The 16,619-nt window shown below is 68.8% G+C and carries 14 protein-coding genes, 1 tRNA gene and 1 pseudogene; 14 read left to right on the top strand and 2 right to left on the bottom strand.

Annotated features, from left to right (window positions below):
• On the top strand, positions 1–254 hold a 254-nt coding region (locus RUMESO_RS01380; protein ID WP_037277413.1), incomplete at its 5' end, for an EF-Tu C-terminal domain-related protein.
• Between the two features lie 136 nt (positions 255–390).
• Here RUMESO_RS01380 and RUMESO_RS01375 read toward each other — a convergent pair.
• The gene (locus RUMESO_RS01375) at positions 391–1,044 is read right to left on the bottom strand and encodes a glutathione S-transferase family protein (RefSeq protein ID WP_037277411.1); all 654 of its coding nucleotides are present in this window, start codon (positions 1,042–1,044) and stop codon (positions 391–393) included.
• Between the two features lie 121 nt (positions 1,045–1,165).
• Positions 1,166–1,888, bottom strand: coding sequence for a lysophospholipid acyltransferase family protein (locus RUMESO_RS01370; protein ID WP_051520890.1), 723 nt, complete (start codon positions 1,886–1,888; stop codon positions 1,166–1,168).
• Positions 1,889–2,001: 113 nt separating this feature from the next.
• Between RUMESO_RS01370 and RUMESO_RS01365 the strand changes: the two genes are divergently transcribed.
• From RUMESO_RS01365 to rpoC, 13 genes and pseudogenes are all read left to right on the top strand, one after another.
• On the top strand, positions 2,002–2,688 hold the full coding sequence (locus RUMESO_RS01365) for a tellurite resistance TerB family protein (RefSeq protein WP_051520889.1): 687 nt from the start codon (positions 2,002–2,004) through the stop codon (positions 2,686–2,688).
• A gap of 45 nt (positions 2,689–2,733) precedes the next feature.
• Positions 2,734–2,809: transfer RNA gene (locus RUMESO_RS01360), tRNA-Trp, on the top strand.
• Between the two features lie 162 nt (positions 2,810–2,971).
• Positions 2,972–3,343 carry a hypothetical protein gene (locus tag RUMESO_RS01355; protein WP_037277409.1) on the top strand — a complete coding sequence of 124 codons (372 nt, stop codon included), beginning with the start codon at positions 2,972–2,974 and terminating at the stop codon, positions 3,341–3,343.
• Positions 3,344–3,466: 123 nt separating this feature from the next.
• On the top strand, positions 3,467–3,982 hold the full coding sequence (locus tag RUMESO_RS01350; protein ID WP_037277407.1) for a DUF3224 domain-containing protein: 516 nt from the start codon (positions 3,467–3,469) through the stop codon (positions 3,980–3,982).
• A 24-nt stretch (positions 3,983–4,006) separates the two neighbouring features.
• Entirely contained in the window at positions 4,007–4,219 is a 213-nt protein-coding gene (locus tag RUMESO_RS01345; RefSeq protein WP_037277406.1) for a hypothetical protein, read from the top strand.
• Positions 4,220–4,286: 67 nt separating this feature from the next.
• A complete protein-coding gene (gene secE, locus RUMESO_RS01340) occupies positions 4,287–4,484 on the top strand; it encodes a preprotein translocase subunit SecE (RefSeq protein ID WP_037277404.1) in 198 nt (65 codons plus the stop codon).
• Between the two features lie 168 nt (positions 4,485–4,652).
• Positions 4,653–5,186 (top strand): transcription termination/antitermination protein NusG, encoded by a 534-nt coding sequence (gene nusG / locus RUMESO_RS01335; RefSeq protein ID WP_037277403.1) that lies wholly within the window; start codon positions 4,653–4,655, stop codon positions 5,184–5,186.
• A 143-nt stretch (positions 5,187–5,329) separates the two neighbouring features.
• Positions 5,330–5,782: a 50S ribosomal protein L11 gene (gene rplK / locus RUMESO_RS01330; protein ID WP_037277402.1), complete on the top strand. Its 453-nt coding sequence runs from the start codon at positions 5,330–5,332 to the stop codon at positions 5,780–5,782.
• Between the two features lie 2 nt (positions 5,783–5,784).
• Positions 5,785–6,486, top strand: a complete 702-nt coding sequence (gene rplA, locus RUMESO_RS01325) for a 50S ribosomal protein L1 (protein ID WP_037277401.1) — start codon at positions 5,785–5,787, stop codon at positions 6,484–6,486.
• A 263-nt stretch (positions 6,487–6,749) separates the two neighbouring features.
• Positions 6,750–7,265, top strand: coding sequence for a 50S ribosomal protein L10 (gene rplJ / locus RUMESO_RS01320; protein WP_037277400.1), 516 nt, complete (start codon positions 6,750–6,752; stop codon positions 7,263–7,265).
• 69 nt (positions 7,266–7,334) lie between these two features.
• The gene (rplL, locus tag RUMESO_RS01315) at positions 7,335–7,715 is read left to right on the top strand and encodes a 50S ribosomal protein L7/L12 (protein WP_037277399.1); all 381 of its coding nucleotides are present in this window, start codon (positions 7,335–7,337) and stop codon (positions 7,713–7,715) included.
• Between the two features lie 245 nt (positions 7,716–7,960).
• Positions 7,961–12,098 (top strand): annotated as a pseudogene (gene rpoB / locus RUMESO_RS01310) (DNA-directed RNA polymerase subunit beta).
• Between the two features lie 81 nt (positions 12,099–12,179).
• Complete coding sequence (gene rpoC / locus RUMESO_RS01305; protein WP_037277398.1) at positions 12,180–16,427, top strand: DNA-directed RNA polymerase subunit beta'; 4,248 nt, start codon at positions 12,180–12,182, stop codon at positions 16,425–16,427.
• Positions 16,428–16,619 lie beyond the last annotated feature (192 nt).

Below are 16,619 nucleotides of genomic sequence, written 5' to 3'. Positions count from 1 at the left end.
TCCTGACCAAGGAGGAGGGCGGGCGCCACACGCCGTTCTTCGCCAACTACCGGCCGCAGTTCTACTTCCGCACCACCGACGTGACCGGCACCGTGCAGCTCCCCGAGGGCACCGAGATGGTGATGCCGGGCGACAACCTGAAGTTCAACGTCGAGCTCATCGCCCCCATCGCCATGGAGGACGGCCTGCGCTTCGCCATCCGCGAAGGCGGCCGCACCGTCGGCGCCGGCGTCGTGTCGAAGATCATCGCGTAAGGCTAGGGCCCAGGCTCTGGACCAAGGGGCGTCCTTCGGGGCGCCCCTTTTTCGTTTTCGGGCCCATGCGGAGAAGGAGGGGGCGCCCGCCCAGCGCGATCCTTCGGGAAAGGTCGGCCCCGAGCCGCTGCGGCGGTCAGGACCTCGGCGACTCTCCGGTGAACACCGCCCGCTGCGCCTCGAACGCCCGCTGGTAGGCGGGCCGCGCCTGGGCTCGGGCAACATAGGCGGCGAGGTTCGGGTATTCGTCCAGCAGGCCCGATGCGCCCAGCCGGAGCAGCGCGTGCACCATCAGGAGGTCGCCCGCGCTGAACCCGCCGTCGAGCCAGTCGGCCCCACCCAGATGGGCCGAGAGATCGCCCAGCCGGACGCGGATGCGGTCGTCGACGAGGGGCAGGCGCTCCTTGGTCCAGGGCTTGTCGCGCTCCGCGATCACGGCGGTCGCGCGCTCCAGGATCGGCGGCTCCACGGTGCCGAGCGCGGCGAACATCCAGGCGATGGCGCGGGCGCGGGCGTTCGGGTCGTCCGGCAGCAGCCCGGCACGGCGCTCCGCGACGTGGAGGACGATGGCGCCCGACTCGAAGAGGACGAGGTCGCCCTCCTCGTAGGTCGGGATCTGGCCGAAGGGGTGACGCGCCCGGTGCTCGGGCTCCTTCATCTCGCGGAACGAGACGAGGCGGACGTCGTAGGGCTGGCCGACCTCCTCGAGCGCCCAGCGGACGCGCATGTCGCGGGCCAGTCCCTTGCCGCCGTCGGGCGAGCGTTCGAAGGCGGTGATGATAGGGGTCACGGCGGGGCTCCTCCTGCGCGGGAAGGATGGCCTGGGAGGCAGGCTGTCAAGGCAAAGGCGCGGCGGAGGCGGGCCGGTCCTGGGGCCAGCCTTCCGACGTGCTCGCGGGCCGGAGCCCGCCCTACGGGCGATCCGGCTCGGGCCGGCGACTGATTCCGCCCTCCGGCCCCAGCCCGGCCAGCGCGCGGGCCTCGGCGCTGGCGGCGTTCAGCGCCTCGGTGAGGCTTTGCAGCATCCCGGCATGGGTCGCGGGATCGACGCGGCGGGGGAGGTCGCGGCGCCACAGGCGCCAGACGACGGCGCCCTGGCTGAAGGGCTTGGGCAGGATCGTGCGGTCCCAGCTTCCTAGGCGCAGGTGGCGGCGGGTGGCGGCGCCGTAGACGAAGACCGGCCGCCCCGTGGCCCGCGCCCATTCGAGCGGCGCGTCCTTCATCACGCGCGCCGGACCCTGCGGCCCGTCGCCGGTGAGGCCGACGCTCTGCCCCTCGCGCTGGCGGCGCAGGACCTCGCGCGAGGCCGACATGTTGCCCTTGCGGGAGTCCATGGCGACCGGGACGAGGCCCACGTGCCGCAGGAGCCCCCCCGCGACCCGGCCCGCGAAGCGCGGGGTGTGGAGGGCGGCGACGGGCCCCCAGTCGCGGCGCCAGTGGACGCCGACCATGGCGAGCCCCTCGTGCCAGAGCACCACGACGATCGGCCCCTCGCGCAGCGCGGCCTCGACCTCGGATTCGCCGCGCCGCTCCCACCGGGTGGTGGCGACGCAGAGGCGGACCCAGAGGCCCAGGAGGCCACCGAGACCGTCCGTGATCCAGGGCTGCCGTTCGAGCCATTTGCGCGGGCGCATCGTGGTCCCTCCCCCGGGCGGCGATAGCGCGGGCGCGCGGGGACGGGCAAGCCTTGGAGGAGCGGACCGTGCGCCCTATCTGCCCCTTCGGAAGTCAGCCAAGGAGGCCCGCCATGACCGACGCCACCGCCCGCACGATTCTCGAACGTCTCCTGACCGAGGGCCGGGCCCTCGCCCAGCAGGCCGAGGACGCGGCCGCCGAGCGCCTGGGGGTGGGCGACGACCCGGCCTCGCGCCAGCGGCTGCGGCAGACCGGCCTCGCCGGGGGCGCCGCTCTGGGCGTGGCCGCGATGCTGCTGGGAAGCCGGCGGCGCAGCAGCTTCTCGCGGAACGCGCTGCTGATCGGCGGCCTGGGCGCGCTGGGCAAGATCGCGATGGACGCCTGGAGCAAGGGGGGCGGGCAGCACGCGCTCCCCTCCGAACGGGCCATCGGGCAACTCGGCGACCGGGACGCGGAGGACCGGGCCCACACGATCCTGATCGCCATGGTCGCCGCCGCCAAGGCCGACGGCCACATCGACGAGGAGGAGCAAAGCGCCATCGAGGCCGAGATGGACGACGCGCCCGAGGCGGTCCGCGCCCTCATGGACGAGGCGCTGCGGGCGCCCTCGGACCCGGAGAGCATCGCCGCCCGCGTCACCGGCGGCCAGGAGAGGCGCGAGGTCTACGCGGCCTCGGCGCTCCTGTGCGGGCGGGATCATCCGATGGAAGTGGACTACCTCGACAGGCTCGCCCGGGCGCTGGGGCTGTCGGAGGAGGAGGCGCGGCGGATCGAAGGGGACGTGCTGGCCACGGCCTGACCCTCTTGATCCCCGGCGGCGGGTGGGCTAGTGCGGGGTCGGCCTAGGGGTATAGCTCAGCCGGTAGAGCGACGGTCTCCAAAACCGTAGGTCGCGGGTTCGAACCCTGCTGCCCCTGCCACGTTCCTCCCGATCCTGTTCGCGCGGCGGCGCCCCGAGGGGGCTCGGCCGGGTCGCCGGGCTTCTGGGCGCGCGCGCCACAGTCCGCCGCATTTCGGACGCGGGGCGGTGCAAATTCCGCTCCACCTCGGGTCTACCAAGGGGGCGAGCACGGAGCCCGCCCATGTCCGAGATCGCCGACCTGACCACCCGCCGCGCCCGCGTCCTGGCGCAGGCCTTCATGACCTCCTACCAGCGCCAGCGCGACGCGATGCGGATCGTGGGCCTGCCCTCGGCCGAGCTGGCGGAGGGGGACGACGGCGACACCATCGTCGCGGACGTGGCCGCCTGCATGACGGTGGCGACCTCGCTGCCCCGCGTGGGGCTGACGCCCGCCGTGCTCGACCGGATGCGGACGGCGGAGGAGGGGGCCTTCCACGTCCTGAGCAAGGCGGCCGAGGCCTACTTCGGCTCCGAGGCGCTGCGGCGCGAGCTCGGGCGCATCGCGGTGGAGCCGTTCCGCCTCCTGCGCGAGGCCCTGCCCGGGACCGCCTGAGGGTAGGCCCCCGGGCCCAGGACCACGACGATCACACAGGCGTGAGGATTCGTGCTAACCTTCCCCCGTCGGCTCCCTCCCCAGGGGGTCCGGCGCGGTGCATTGCAGAGGGAGGTTGACGACATGACGACACGAGCAACCGGCCCGGTCCTTGGGGCCATCCTGCTCCTGGCCGGCGGGGCCTCCGCAAGGGCGGAGGAGATCACCGTCGACGACGCCTACTTCGCCTATGGCGGGACGGGGACGACCTACAGCCTGGCGGACGACCACCTCTACTGGGTCGGCGACCTCACGGGGATGTCGACCACCCATGGCGCCGGCGACCCCCGCTTCGACAACGTGGCCGTGCAGTGCCCCGGCTGGCTCGACATCGACATCGGCGCCAACCGGCAGAAGGGCGCGGGCTTCTGCACCCACATCGCCCCGGGGGGCGCCACCTTCGTCTCGGAATGGAGCTGCGAGGGGACGATCGACCCCGACACCTGCACCGGCTCCAACACGGTGGTGAGCGGCAGCGGGACGGGTGCGCTGGAGGGCCTGACCGGGACGGGGACCATCGCCGCCACGGCCACCATCGTCCATGCGAACGGGGCCACATCGTCCTACACCATGGTGGACATGACCTACGTCCTGCCCTGACCGGGCGGGGCCGGTCGCCGCGGCATGGGCGCCTCGGACGCGAGTGGGACCCTCCCGCATCGGCCGGATCGCCTGATCCTCACCCTGGCCCTCGAAGGGGCCAGCTTCGCCCGCCTCGACGCCGAGAGGCGGGCGTTCGTCCCGCCGCGCCTGAACCGCATCCCTGCCCATGCGATGCTGTTCCACCACCTCCCCGGGGCCGGCGGCCGCAGCCGAGGTCCCTTCGCGGGCGCGTGACGGCGGCGCCCTTGCGCTCGGTCCGGGGCGCGCGTATGTCGCGCGGGTTCCGCCTGGAGGACGCCGCATGGCCACCAACCCCGTCGAGTTCATCAACCAGGCCCGCGCCGAGATCGGCAAGGTCGTCTGGCCCACGCGGCGCGAGGTCCTGCTGACCACGGGCATGGTCCTGTTCCTGGCGGCGCTGGCGGCGGTGTTCTTCAGCCTGGTGGACCTGCTGATCCGGACGGGGCTCACGGGACTGCTCTCCGTCGTGGGCGGCTGAGGAAGGGCCTTGCGCTCGGCGCCCCAGGGGCGTAAGAGCGCCGGGCTCTGAAGGGGACGGGCGCGGGTGCGGCGAATCGCGCCCCCGCCCCGTTTTCGTTTGGAGCGGGGGCCAAGGCCCTCACGGGAAGGGGCCGGCAACGTCCGGTCGGGCATGGGTGCGGCAAGAATGGCGAAACGCTGGTATTCGGTCTCGGTGCTGTCGAACTTCGAGAAGAAGATCGCCGAGCAGATCCGCGCCAAGGCCCAGGAGCAGGGCCTGACGGACCGCATCGACGAGGTGCTCGTCCCCACCGAGGACGTGATCGAGATGCGCCGGGGCAAGAAGGTCCAGGCCGAGCGGCGCTTCATGCCGGGCTACGTGCTCGTGCACATGGAGCTGTCGGACGAGACCTATCACCTCATCACCTCGATCAACCGCGTCACCGGCTTCCTGGGACCCCAGGGCAAGCCGATGCCGATGCGGGACAGCGAGGTGAACGCGATCCTGAACCGGGTGGAGGAGGGCGAATCGACGCCGCGCAACCTCATCCGCTTCGAGATCGGGGAGCGGGTCAAGGTCAACGACGGCCCGTTCGAGGACTTCGACGGCATGGTCGAGGGCGTCGACGAGGAGCATCAGCGCCTCAAGGTCTCGGTCTCGATCTTCGGCCGCGCCACGCCGGTCGATCTGGAATTCTCCCAGGTGACGAAGCTCGCCTGAGGAGGTCGGCCCCGGAAACGGGGTCCGTGGGAGGGAAAGGGGACGCGTCCCCGGGACCCGGACCACGCAAGTAAGGCCCCCTCGGCGCGCCGGGGCGGGAGTTGGACAAGGGGGCTTGTCCCCCACGATGAAGGAGAGGCCACATGGCCAAGAAAGTCATCGGGTCGCTGAAGCTGCAGGTGAAGGCCCAGCAGGCGAACCCCTCCCCGCCGGTGGGCCCCGCCCTCGGCCAGCGGGGCATCAACATCATGGCGTTCGTGAAGGAATTCAACGCCAAGACCGCGGACATCGAGGCGGGCGCCCCCGTTCCGGTGGTCATCACCTACTACGCCGACAAGTCGTTCTCCCTTGAGCTGAAGACGCCCCCGGCGTCCTTCTTCCTCAAGAAGGCGGCCGGTCTGAAGCCGGTGGGCAAGCGCAACCGTCCCAAGGCCTCGACCAAGCCGGGCAAGGAAGTGGCGGGCACCGTGACCCTCGCGCAGGTGCGCGAGATCGCGACCGCCAAGATGAAGGACCTGAACGCGATCTCCGTCGAGGCGGCCATGCAGACGATCATGGGCTCGGCGAAGTCGATGGGCATCGAGGTGAAGGGCTGATCATGGCGAAGCTTGGCAAGCGTATCCGCGCCGCGCGCGCGGCCTTCGAGGGCAAGGACAACCTGCCGCTGGCCTCGGCCGTGGAGCTCGTGAAGGCGAACGCCTCCGCGAAGTTCGACGAGACCGTGGAGGTCGCGGTGAACCTGGGCGTCGACCCGCGCCACGCCGACCAGATGGTCCGCGGCACGGTCAACCTGCCCAACGGCACCGGCAAGACGGTCCGCGTGGCGGTCTTCGCCCGTGGCGAGAAGGCCGACGAGGCCCGCGCGGCCGGGGCCGACATCGTCGGCGCCGAGGACCTGATGCAGACGATCCAGGGTGGCACGATCGACTTCGACCGCTGCATCGCGACCCCGGACATGATGCCGATCGTGGGCCGCCTGGGCAAGATCCTGGGCCCGCGCAACCTGATGCCGAACCCGAAGATCGGCACCGTGACCCCCGACGTGGCGGAGGCCGTGCGCGCCGCCAAGGGCGGCCAGGTGCAGTTCAAGGTCGAGAAGGCGGGCATCGTGCACGCCGGCATCGGCAAGGCCTCGTTCGATGCCGAGAAGCTCGCGGAGAACATCCGCGCCTTCGTCGACGCCGTGAACCGCGCCAAGCCCACGGGCGCCAAGGGTGCCTACATGAAGAAGGTCTCCATCGCCTCGACGATGGGCCCGGGCGTGTCGGTCGACCTCGCGTCGGCCACGGACAACGCCTGACGAGATTCCCTCCGGGCCGCAGGGCACGGGGGGTCTGGCGGGGCCTGCAAGGGCCCCGTCCTGTCCGAGACGGAGGGCGGGGGACGGTCGAGAGATCGGGCCCGGAAGTCCTTCCCGAGACGGGACGCGAGACCAGGATTTCCGTTTTGGGGGCTTCCCCGGGGCGGGCGATCTGAGGCTCGGGTTCCGTAACAAGGACCCGAACGCAGCCCCGCGAGGGGGTGCACCTAGAGCCGGGGGAAACCCCAACTTGGAGTGAAACTGTGGATAGAGCCAAGAAAGAGAAAGTGGTCGAGGAACTCGGCCAGATCTTCGAAAGCTCTGGCGTCGTGGTGGTCGCCCGCTACGAAGGCATGACGGTTGCACAGATGCAGGACCTGCGCGCGAAGATGCGTGATGCGGGCGGGTCCGTTCGCGTGGCCAAGAACAAGCTCGCCAAGATCGCCCTTGATGGGAAGCCCGGCGTCAGCATGGCTCCCCTCCTCACGGGCATGACCGTGTTCGCCTATTCCGAGGACCCCGTGGCTGCGGCCAAGGTCGTCGATGCCTACGCCAAGACCAACGACAAATTCGTGGTCCTGGGCGGGGCGATGGGGAACGCGGCTCTCGACCCGGCCGGGGTCAAGGCCGTTGCCCAACTGCCGTCGCGCGAGGAGCTCATCGCTTCGATCGTGGCGTGCATCGGGGCACCGGGCGCGACCCTTGCCGGTGCGATTGGCGCGCCGGCCGCGAACATTGCGGGCATTCTCTCGACCATCGAAGAGAAGGCCGCCGCCTGAGCAGCGACGTGATGCCGCGGGGGGCCTTGGCCCCTTGCGTTGGAACCCTTATCTGAACGGAAAGCACAAATGGCTGATCTCAACCAACTGGCCGAGCAAATCGTCGGCCTCACCCTCCTGCAAGCCCAGGAGCTGAAGCAAATCCTCAAGGACCAATACGGCATCGAGCCCGCCGCCGGCGGCGCGGTGATGATGGCCGCCGGTCCCGCCGCGGGCGCCGCCGCCCCGGCCGAGGAAGAGAAGACCGAGTTCGACGTCGTCCTCAAGGACGCGGGCGCCCAGAAGATCAACGTGATCAAGGAAGTCCGCGCGATCACCGGCCTCGGCCTCAAGGAAGCCAAGGACCTCGTGGAAGCCGGCGGCAAGGTCAAGGAAGGCGTCTCCAAGGCCGACGCCGAGGCCATGAAGAAGAAGCTCGAAGAGGCTGGCGCCAAGGTCGAGCTGGCCTGATCGGAATGCGCCTCGGCGCGAACTGATCGACCGAATTGGGCTGGGGCCGCCGGACGGCGGCTCCAGCCTGACCCGTCTTGGAGGCCGGCCCCCGATGGGCCCGCATCTTGGACCGGTCGAACGGGTCGTGAGGCTGCCCTTGGGAAGGCGGTCTCGGATGGACCTTCGAGGAAGTCCGCTCTCACTGAGAGGCGCGCCGCGGCCCCGGCGTCGTGCCCCTCGCAGAGAAAAGGGTGACGTTGCTCATGCCCCAGTCCGTCCGTGGCCAGAAGCGCCTCCGCAAGTACTACGGCAAGATCCGCGAAGTGCTGGAGATGCCGAACCTCATCGAGGTTCAGAAATCCTCCTACGACCTGTTCCTGAAGTCCGGCGAGGGCGACAAGCCCAACGACGGCGAGGGCATCCAGGGCGTCTTCCAGTCGGTCTTCCCCATCGAGGACTTCAACGGCACCGCCCGGCTCGAGTTCGTCCGCTACGAGCTGGAGAAGCCCAAGTACGACGTCGACGAATGCCAGGCGCGCGACATGACCTATGCCGCGCCGCTGAAGGTCACGCTGCGCCTGATCGTCTACGAGGTGGACGAGATCACCGGCGCCAAGACCGTCAAGAACTTCAAGGACCAGGAAGTGTACATGGGGGACATGCCCCTCATGACGCCGAACGGCACCTTCATCGTGAACGGCACCGAGCGGGTCATCGTCTCCCAGATGCACCGGTCCCCCGGCGTGTTCTTCGACCACGACAAGGGCAAGACCCACTCCTCGGGCAAGCTGCTGTTCGCCTGCCGGATCATCCCCTACCGCGGCTCCTGGCTCGACTTCGAGTTCGACGCCAAGGACCTCGTCTTCGCGCGCATCGACCGTCGCCGGAAGCTGCCGGTGACGACGCTGCTTTATGCGCTCGGCATGGACCAGGAAGACATCGTCTCCGCCTATTTCGATACCGTGGACTTCCGGCTCGAGCCCCGGACCCGCCAGTGGGTCACGAAGTTCTTCCCCAGGCGCGTCTCGGGCACCCGTCCGACCTATGACCTGGTGGATGCCGCGACCGGCGAGGTGATCGTCAAGGCGGGCGACAAGGTCACGCCGCGCATGGTCAAGAAGCTGCAGGACGAGGGTCAGGTGACCGAGCTCCTCGTGCCCTTCAAGTCCATCGCCGGCCGCTACGTCGCGCAGGACCTCATCGACGAGAACACCGGCGCCATCTTCGTCGAGGCGGGCGACGAGCTCACGCTCGAGGTCGACCGCGACGGCGAGATCATCGGCGGCACCGTCAAGGCGCTGCTCGACGCGGGCTTCACCTCGATCCCCGTGCTCGACATCGACAACGTGAACGTGGGTCCCTACATCCGCAACACCATGGCGGCGGACAAGAACATGAACCGGGAAACCGCGCTCATGGACATCTACCGCGTCATGCGCCCGGGCGAGCCGCCGACAGTCGACGCGGCCTCGGCGCTCTTCGACACGCTGTTCTTCGACAAGGAGCGGTACGACCTCTCCGCCGTCGGCCGCGTGAAGATGAACATGCGCCTGGACCTCCAGAAGCCCGACACCCAGCGGACGCTCGACCGCGAGGACATCATCGCCTGCATCAAGGCGCTGGTGGAACTGCGCGACGGCAAGGGCGAGATCGACGACATCGACCACCTCGGCAACCGCCGTGTGCGCTCGGTCGGCGAGCTCATGGAGAACCAGTACCGCGTGGGCCTGCTCCGCATGGAGCGCGCCATCAAGGAACGGATGAGCTCGGTCGACATCGACACCGAGATGCCGCAGAACCTCATCAACGCGAAGCCCGCCGCGGCCGCGGTGCGGGAGTTCTTCGGCTCCTCGCAGCTCTCGCAGTTCATGGACCAGACCAACCCGCTCTCCGAGGTCACGCACAAGCGGCGTCTCTCGGCGCTCGGGCCGGGCGGCCTGACGCGGGAACGCGCGGGCTTCGAGGTGCGCGACGTGCACCCGACCCACTACGGCCGGATGTGCCCGATCGAGACGCCGGAAGGCCCGAACATCGGCCTCATCAACTCTCTGGCGACCTACGCCCGCGTCAACAAGTACGGCTTCATCGAGACCCCCTACCGCAAGGTGGTGGACAGCAAGGTCACCGATGACGTGCAGTACATGTCCGCGACCGAGGAGATGCGCCACGTCATCGCCCAGGCGAATGCCAACCTGACCCAGGAAGGCTCCTTCGCCAACGAGCTGGTGAACACCCGGCAGGCCGGCGACTACACCCTCGCGCCCCGCGAGCAGGTGGACCTCATCGACGTGTCGCCCAAGCAGCTCGTGTCCGTGGCCGCCTCGCTGATCCCGTTCCTCGAGAACGACGACGCGAACCGCGCGCTCATGGGCTCGAACATGCAGCGGCAGGCGGTGCCGCTCCTCCAGGCCGAGGCGCCGCTCGTCGGCACCGGCATCGAGGAGGTCGTGGCGCGCGACTCCGGGGCGGCGATCATGGCCCGCCGGTCGGGCATCATCGACCAGGTGGACGCGACCCGCATCGTGGTCCGCGCGACCGAGGATCTCGAGCTCGGCGACGCCGGGGTCGACATTTACCGGATGCGCAAGTTCCAGCGCTCCAACCAGAACACCTGCATCAACCAGCGCCCGCTGGTGAAGGTGGGCGACACCGTCCGCAAGGGCGAGGTCATCGCCGACGGCCCCTCCACGGAGTTGGGCGAGCTCGCGCTCGGCAAGAACGTGGTCGTCGCCTTCATGCCCTGGAACGGCTACAACTACGAGGACTCCATCCTCATCTCGGAACGCATCGTGCAGGATGACGTGTTCACGTCCATCCACATCGAGGAGTTCGAGGTCGCGGCGCGGGACACCAAGCTCGGGCCCGAGGAGATCACGCGGGACATTCCCAACGTCGGCGAGGAGGCGCTGCGCAACCTCGACGAGGCGGGGATCGTCTATATCGGCGCCGAAGTGGGGCCGGGCGACATCCTCGTGGGCAAGATCACCCCGAAGGGCGAGAGCCCGATGACGCCGGAGGAGAAGCTCCTCCGCGCCATCTTCGGGGAGAAGGCGTCCGACGTGCGCGACACCTCGCTGCGTCTGCCTCCGGGCGACTACGGCACGGTGGTCGAGGTGCGGGTCTTCAACCGGCACGGCGTCGACAAGGACGAGCGCGCGCTCCAGATCGAGCGCGAGGAGATCGAGAGCCTCGCCCGTGACCGGGACGACGAGCTCGCCATCCTCGACCGCAACATCTACGCGCGCCTTCGCACGCTCCTGATCGGCAAGACCGCCGTGAAGGGCCCGCGCGGCTTCAAGGCCAACTCGACCATCACCGAGGACTCGCTCAAGGAGATCGGGCGCGGCGCCTGGTGGCAGTTCGCGCTGGCCGAGGAAGGGGACGCCAAGATCGTCGAGGCCCTGAACGAGCAGTACGAGGTGCAGAAGCGCACGCTCGACGCCCGCTTCGAGGACAAGGTCGAGAAGGTCCGTCGCGGCGACGACCTGCCCCCGGCGTGATGAAGATGGTCAAGGTCTTCGTCGCGGTGAAGCGCAAGCTGCAGCCCGGCGACAAGATGGCCGGCCGTCACGGCAACAAGGGCGTCATCAGCCGCGTGGTGCCGATCGAGGACATGCCGTTCCTGGCGGACGGCACGCCCGTGGACTTCTGCCTCAACCCGCTCGGCGTGCCGTCGCGGATGAACGTGGGGCAGATCCTCGAGACCCACATGGGCTGGGCCTCGCGTGGCCTCGGCATCCAGATCGACGAGGCGCTGCACGAGTACCGCCGGTCGGGCGACCTGACCCGGTGCGCGAGGCCATGCGCATCGCCTATGGCGAGGAGGCCTATGAGGAGGCGCTCTCGCAACTGGGCGAGGACGAGCTGGTCGAGACCGCCGAGATCGGGTCCAAGGGCGTGGCCGTGGCGACGCCGGTCTTCGACGGCGCCAAGGAGGGCGACGTGGACGACGCGCTGAAGCGCGCGGGCTTCGACACCTCGGGGCAGTCGGTCCTCTTCGACGGCCGCACGGGCGAGCAGTTCCAGCGGAAGGTCACCGTCGGGGTGAAGTACCTGCTGAAGCTGCACCACCTCGTGGACGACAAGATCCACGCGCGTTCGACCGGTCCCTACTCGCTCGTCACCCAGCAGCCGCTGGGCGGCAAGGCGCAGTTCGGCGGCCAGCGCTTCGGCGAGATGGAGGTCTGGGCCCTCGAGGCCTACGGCGCCGCCTACACGCTGCAGGAGATGCTGACCGTGAAGTCGGACGACGTGGCGGGCCGGACGAAGGTCTACGAGGCGATCGTCAAGGGCGAGGACAACTTCGAGGCCGGCGTGCCGGAATCGTTCAACGTGCTCGTGAAGGAAGTCAGGGGCCTCGGCCTCAACATGGAGCTCATGGACGCGGAGACCGAGGAGTAACGACTCCTCCGGCCTTCGGGGCGGCCCCTTGCGGGGGGCCGTCCGTGTCCCCATTTCCATCGCCCCCCGGAAGGGAACGAGATGAACCAGGAACTGACGAACAACCCGTTCAACCCCCTGACCCCCGCCAAGACCTTCGACGAGATCCGTGTCTCCCTGGCGTCGCCGGAGCGGATCCTCTCGTGGTCCTTCGGCGAGATCAAGAAGCCCGAGACGATCAACTACCGCACGTTCAAGCCCGAGCGTGACGGCCTGTTCTGCGCGCGCATCTTCGGGCCGATCAAGGACTACGAGTGCCTCTGCGGCAAGTACAAGCGCATGAAGTATCGCGGCGTCGTCTGCGAGAAGTGCGGCGTGGAAGTGACGCTCCAGAAGGTCCGCCGCGAGCGGATGGGCCACATCGAGCTCGCCGCCCCGGTGGCGCATATCTGGTTCCTGAAGTCGCTCCCCTCGCGGATCGGCCTCATGCTGGACATGACGCTTCGTGACCTCGAGCGCATCCTCTACTTCGAGCAGTACGTCGTCATCGAGCCGGGCCTCACCGACCTCAAGCAGAACCAGCTTCTGACCGAGGAGGAGTTCCTCGACGCGCAGGACCAGTACGGCACCGACGCCTTCCAGGCGAACATCGGCGCCGAGGCGATCCGCGAGATGCTGGCCGCCATCGACCTCGAAGGCGAGGCCGAGCACCTGCGCGCCGAGCTCAAGGAAGCCACCGGCGAGCTCAAGCCCAAGAAGATCATCAAGCGGCTCAAGATCATCGAGAGCTTCATCGAGTCGGGCAACCGGCCCGAGTGGATGATCATGACCGTGATCCCGGTCATCCCGCCCGAGCTGCGCCCGCTGGTGCCGCTCGACGGCGGTCGCTTCGCCACGTCGGACCTGAACGACCTCTACCGCCGGGTCATCAACCGGAACAACCGCCTCAAGCGGCTGATCGAGCTGCGCGCGCCGGACATCATTGTCCGCAACGAGAAGCGGATGCTCCAGGAGTCGGTGGACGCGCTCTTCGACAACGGCCGTCGCGGCCGCGTCATCACCGGCGCCAACAAGCGCCCGCTGAAGTCGCTGTCCGACATGCTCAAGGGCAAGCAGGGGCGGTTCCGCCAGAACCTGCTCGGCAAGCGCGTGGACTTCTCGGGCCGCTCGGTGATCGTGACCGGGCCCGAGCTGAAGCTGCACCAGTGCGGCCTGCCCAAGAAGATGGCGCTCGAGCTGTTCAAGCCGTTCATCTACTCGCGTCTTGAGGCCAAGGGGCTGTCCTCGACGGTCAAGCAGGCCAAGAAGCTCGTGGAGAAGGAGCGTCCCGAGGTCTGGGACATCCTCGACGAGGTCATCCGGGAGCATCCGGTGCTGCTGAACCGCGCGCCGACGCTGCACCGCCTGGGCATTCAGGCCTTCGAGCCGATCCTGATCGAAGGCAAGGCGATCCAGCTCCACCCGCTCGTCTGCTCGGCCTTCAACGCCGACTTCGACGGCGACCAGATGGCCGTGCACGTCCCGCTGTCGCTTGAAGCGCAGTTGGAAGCGCGCGTCCTGATGATGTCCACGAACAACGTGCTGTCGCCCGCGAACGGCAGCCCGATCATCGTGCCGTCGCAGGACATGGTGCTCGGCCTCTACTACACCACCATCGAGCGCGAGGGGATGCCCGGCGAGGGCATGGTCTTCCGTGACATCGAGGAGGTGGAGCAGGCGCTCTCCGCCGGCGTCGTGCACCTGCACGCCAAGATCACCGCGCGGATCAAGCAGATCGACGAGGAAGGCAACGAGGTCTGGCAGCGCGTCGAGACTACGCCCGGCCGCCTGCGTCTGGGCAACCTGCTGCCGCTCAACGCCAAGGCGCCGTTCTCCCTCGTCAACCGCCTCCTGCGGAAGAAGGAGGTCCAGCAGGTCATCGACACCGTCTACCGCTACTGCGGCCAGAAGGAATCGGTCATCTTCTGCGACCAGATCATGGGGGCGGGCTTCAAGGAGGCCTTCCGCGCCGGGATCAGCTTCGGCAAGGACGACATGGTGGTTCCGGACGCCAAGTGGCGGCTGGTCGAGGAGACCCGCGAGCAGGTCAAGGACTTCGAGCAGCAGTACATGGACGGCCTGATCACCCAGGGCGAGAAGTACAACAAGGTCGTGGACGCCTGGTCGAAGTGCAACGACAAGGTCACGGCCGCCATGATGGAGACCATCTCGGCCGTCCAGAAGGACGAGAACGGCGCCGCCAAGGAGCCGAACTCGGTCTACATGATGGCCCACTCCGGCGCCCGGGGCTCGGTCACGCAGATGAAGCAGCTCGGCGGGATGCGCGGCCTGATGTCCAAGCCCTCGGGCGAGATCATCGAGACGCCTATCATCTCGAACTTCAAGGAAGGCCTCACGGTGCTCGAGTACTTCAACTCGACCCACGGGGCCCGGAAGGGTCTGTCGGACACCGCGCTCAAGACCGCGAACTCGGGCTACCTCACCCGCCGTCTCGTGGACGTGGCGCAGGACTGCATCATCCGCATCCCCGATTGCGGCACCGACCGGGCGATCACCGCGACGGCCGCCGTGAACGACGGCGAGGTCGTGTCCTCGCTCGCCGAGCGGGTGCTGGGCCGGGTGGCGGCGGACGACGTGCTGCGGCCGGGCTCGGACGAGATCCTGGTCGCGGCGGGCGAGCTCATCGACGAGCGGCGCGCCGACCTCATCGAGACCTCCGGCGTGAGCCGGATGCGCATCCGCAGCCCGCTCACCTGCGAGAGCGACGACGGCGTCTGCGCGGCCTGCTACGGGCGCGACCTCGCCCGGGGCACCATGGTCAACATCGGCGAGGCCGTGGGCATCATCGCGGCCCAGTCGATCGGGGAGCCGGGGACCCAGCTCACCATGCGGACGTTCCACATCGGGGGCGTGGCGCAGGGCGGGCAGCAGTCCTTCCTCGAGGCGAGCCAGGCCGGGACCATCGAGTTCCGCAACGCGCAGCTCCTGCTCAACGCGGCGGGGGAGCAGATCGCCATGGGGCGGAACATGGTCCTCGCGATCATGGACGACCAGGGCGAGGAGCGGGCCCTCCACAAGGTGGGCTACGGGACCAAGGTCTTCGTGAAGGAAGGCGCCCGCGTCGAGCGGGGCGAACGCCTGCTCGAATGGGACCCCTACACGCTCCCCATCATCGCCGAGAAGGGCGGTGTGGCGCGCTACGTGGACCTCGTGGGCGGCATCTCGGTGCGCGAGGAGACCGACGAGGCCACCGGCATGACCCAGCGGATCGTGTCCGACTGGCGGTCGGTGCCCAAGGGCGGCGACCTCAAGCCGGCGGTCCTGATCGTGGACGCGGACGGGAACACCGTGCTGAACGACGCCGGGAACCCCGTCTCCTACCAGATGTCCGTGGACGCGATCCTGTCGGTCGAGGACGGCCAGCAGATCCAGGCCGGTGACGTCGTCGCGCGCATCCCGCGCGAGGGCGCCCGGACCAAGGACATCACCGGGGGCCTGCCGCGGGTGGCCGAGCTCTTCGAGGCGCGTCGCCCGAAGGACCACGCCATCATCGCGGAGATCGACGGCTACGTCCGCTTCGGCAAGGACTACAAGAACAAGCGCCGGATCACGATCGAGCCGACCGACGAGAGCCTCGAGAAGCGCGAATACATGATCCCCAAGGGCAAGCACATTCCCGTCCAGGAAGGTGACTTCATCCAGAAGGGCGAGTTCGTGATGGACGGCAACCCCGCCCCGCACGACATCCTCGCGATCCTGGGGGTCGAGGCTCTGGCCGACTACATGATCAACGAGGTGCAGGAGGTCTATCGCCTGCAAGGCGTGAAGATCAACGACAAGCACATCGAGGTCATCGTCCGGCAGATGCTCCAGAAGTGGGAGATCGCGGACTCGGGCGACACCACGCTCCTCAAGGGCGAGACGGTGGACAAGGCCGAGTTCGACGAGGCCAACGACAAGGCCATCGCGCGGGGCGGACGCCCGGCGCAGGGCGAGCCTATCCTGCTCGGCATCACCAAGGCGTCGCTCCAGACCCGTAGCTTCATCTCGGCGGCGTCGTTCCAGGAGACCACCCGCGTCCTCACCGAGGCGGCGGTCCAGGGCAAGGTCGACAAGCTCGTGGGCCTCAAGGAGAACGTCATCGTCGGCCGGCTCATCCCGGCCGGCACCGGCGGCGCCACCGCGCGGGTCCGCAAGATCGCGACGGACCGCGACCATGCCGTCATCGAGCAGCGCCGCGAGGAGGCCACCGCGGCCGCCCAGCTCGCCGCGCCGCAGGCGATGGACATGGGCGAGGCGCAGGACCTCGACAGCCTGCTCGTGGACACGCCGGAGGAAAGCCGGGAGTGATCCCGCGCCGGGTATGATGTTGGAGAGGCCCCCGGAGACGGGGGCCTTTTCGTTTGGACGGAGGAAGTCGAGGGGCATGGGGCTGATTCGCTGCTGATGCCCCCAGGATGCCGGAGAAGGGTTAACGAAGTCCGTCAGCAACGGGCGTTGCGTCGGGGTGGGGGTCGGGCGTTAACCATTCCGGTCTGTCGC

This window comes from Rubellimicrobium mesophilum DSM 19309, from assembly GCF_000600335.2.
GTDB classification, from domain to species: domain Bacteria; phylum Pseudomonadota; class Alphaproteobacteria; order Rhodobacterales; family Rhodobacteraceae; genus Rubellimicrobium; species Rubellimicrobium mesophilum.
The sequence above is the reverse complement of the archived record's forward strand: the minus strand, read 5'-3'. Positions and strand labels throughout refer to the sequence as shown.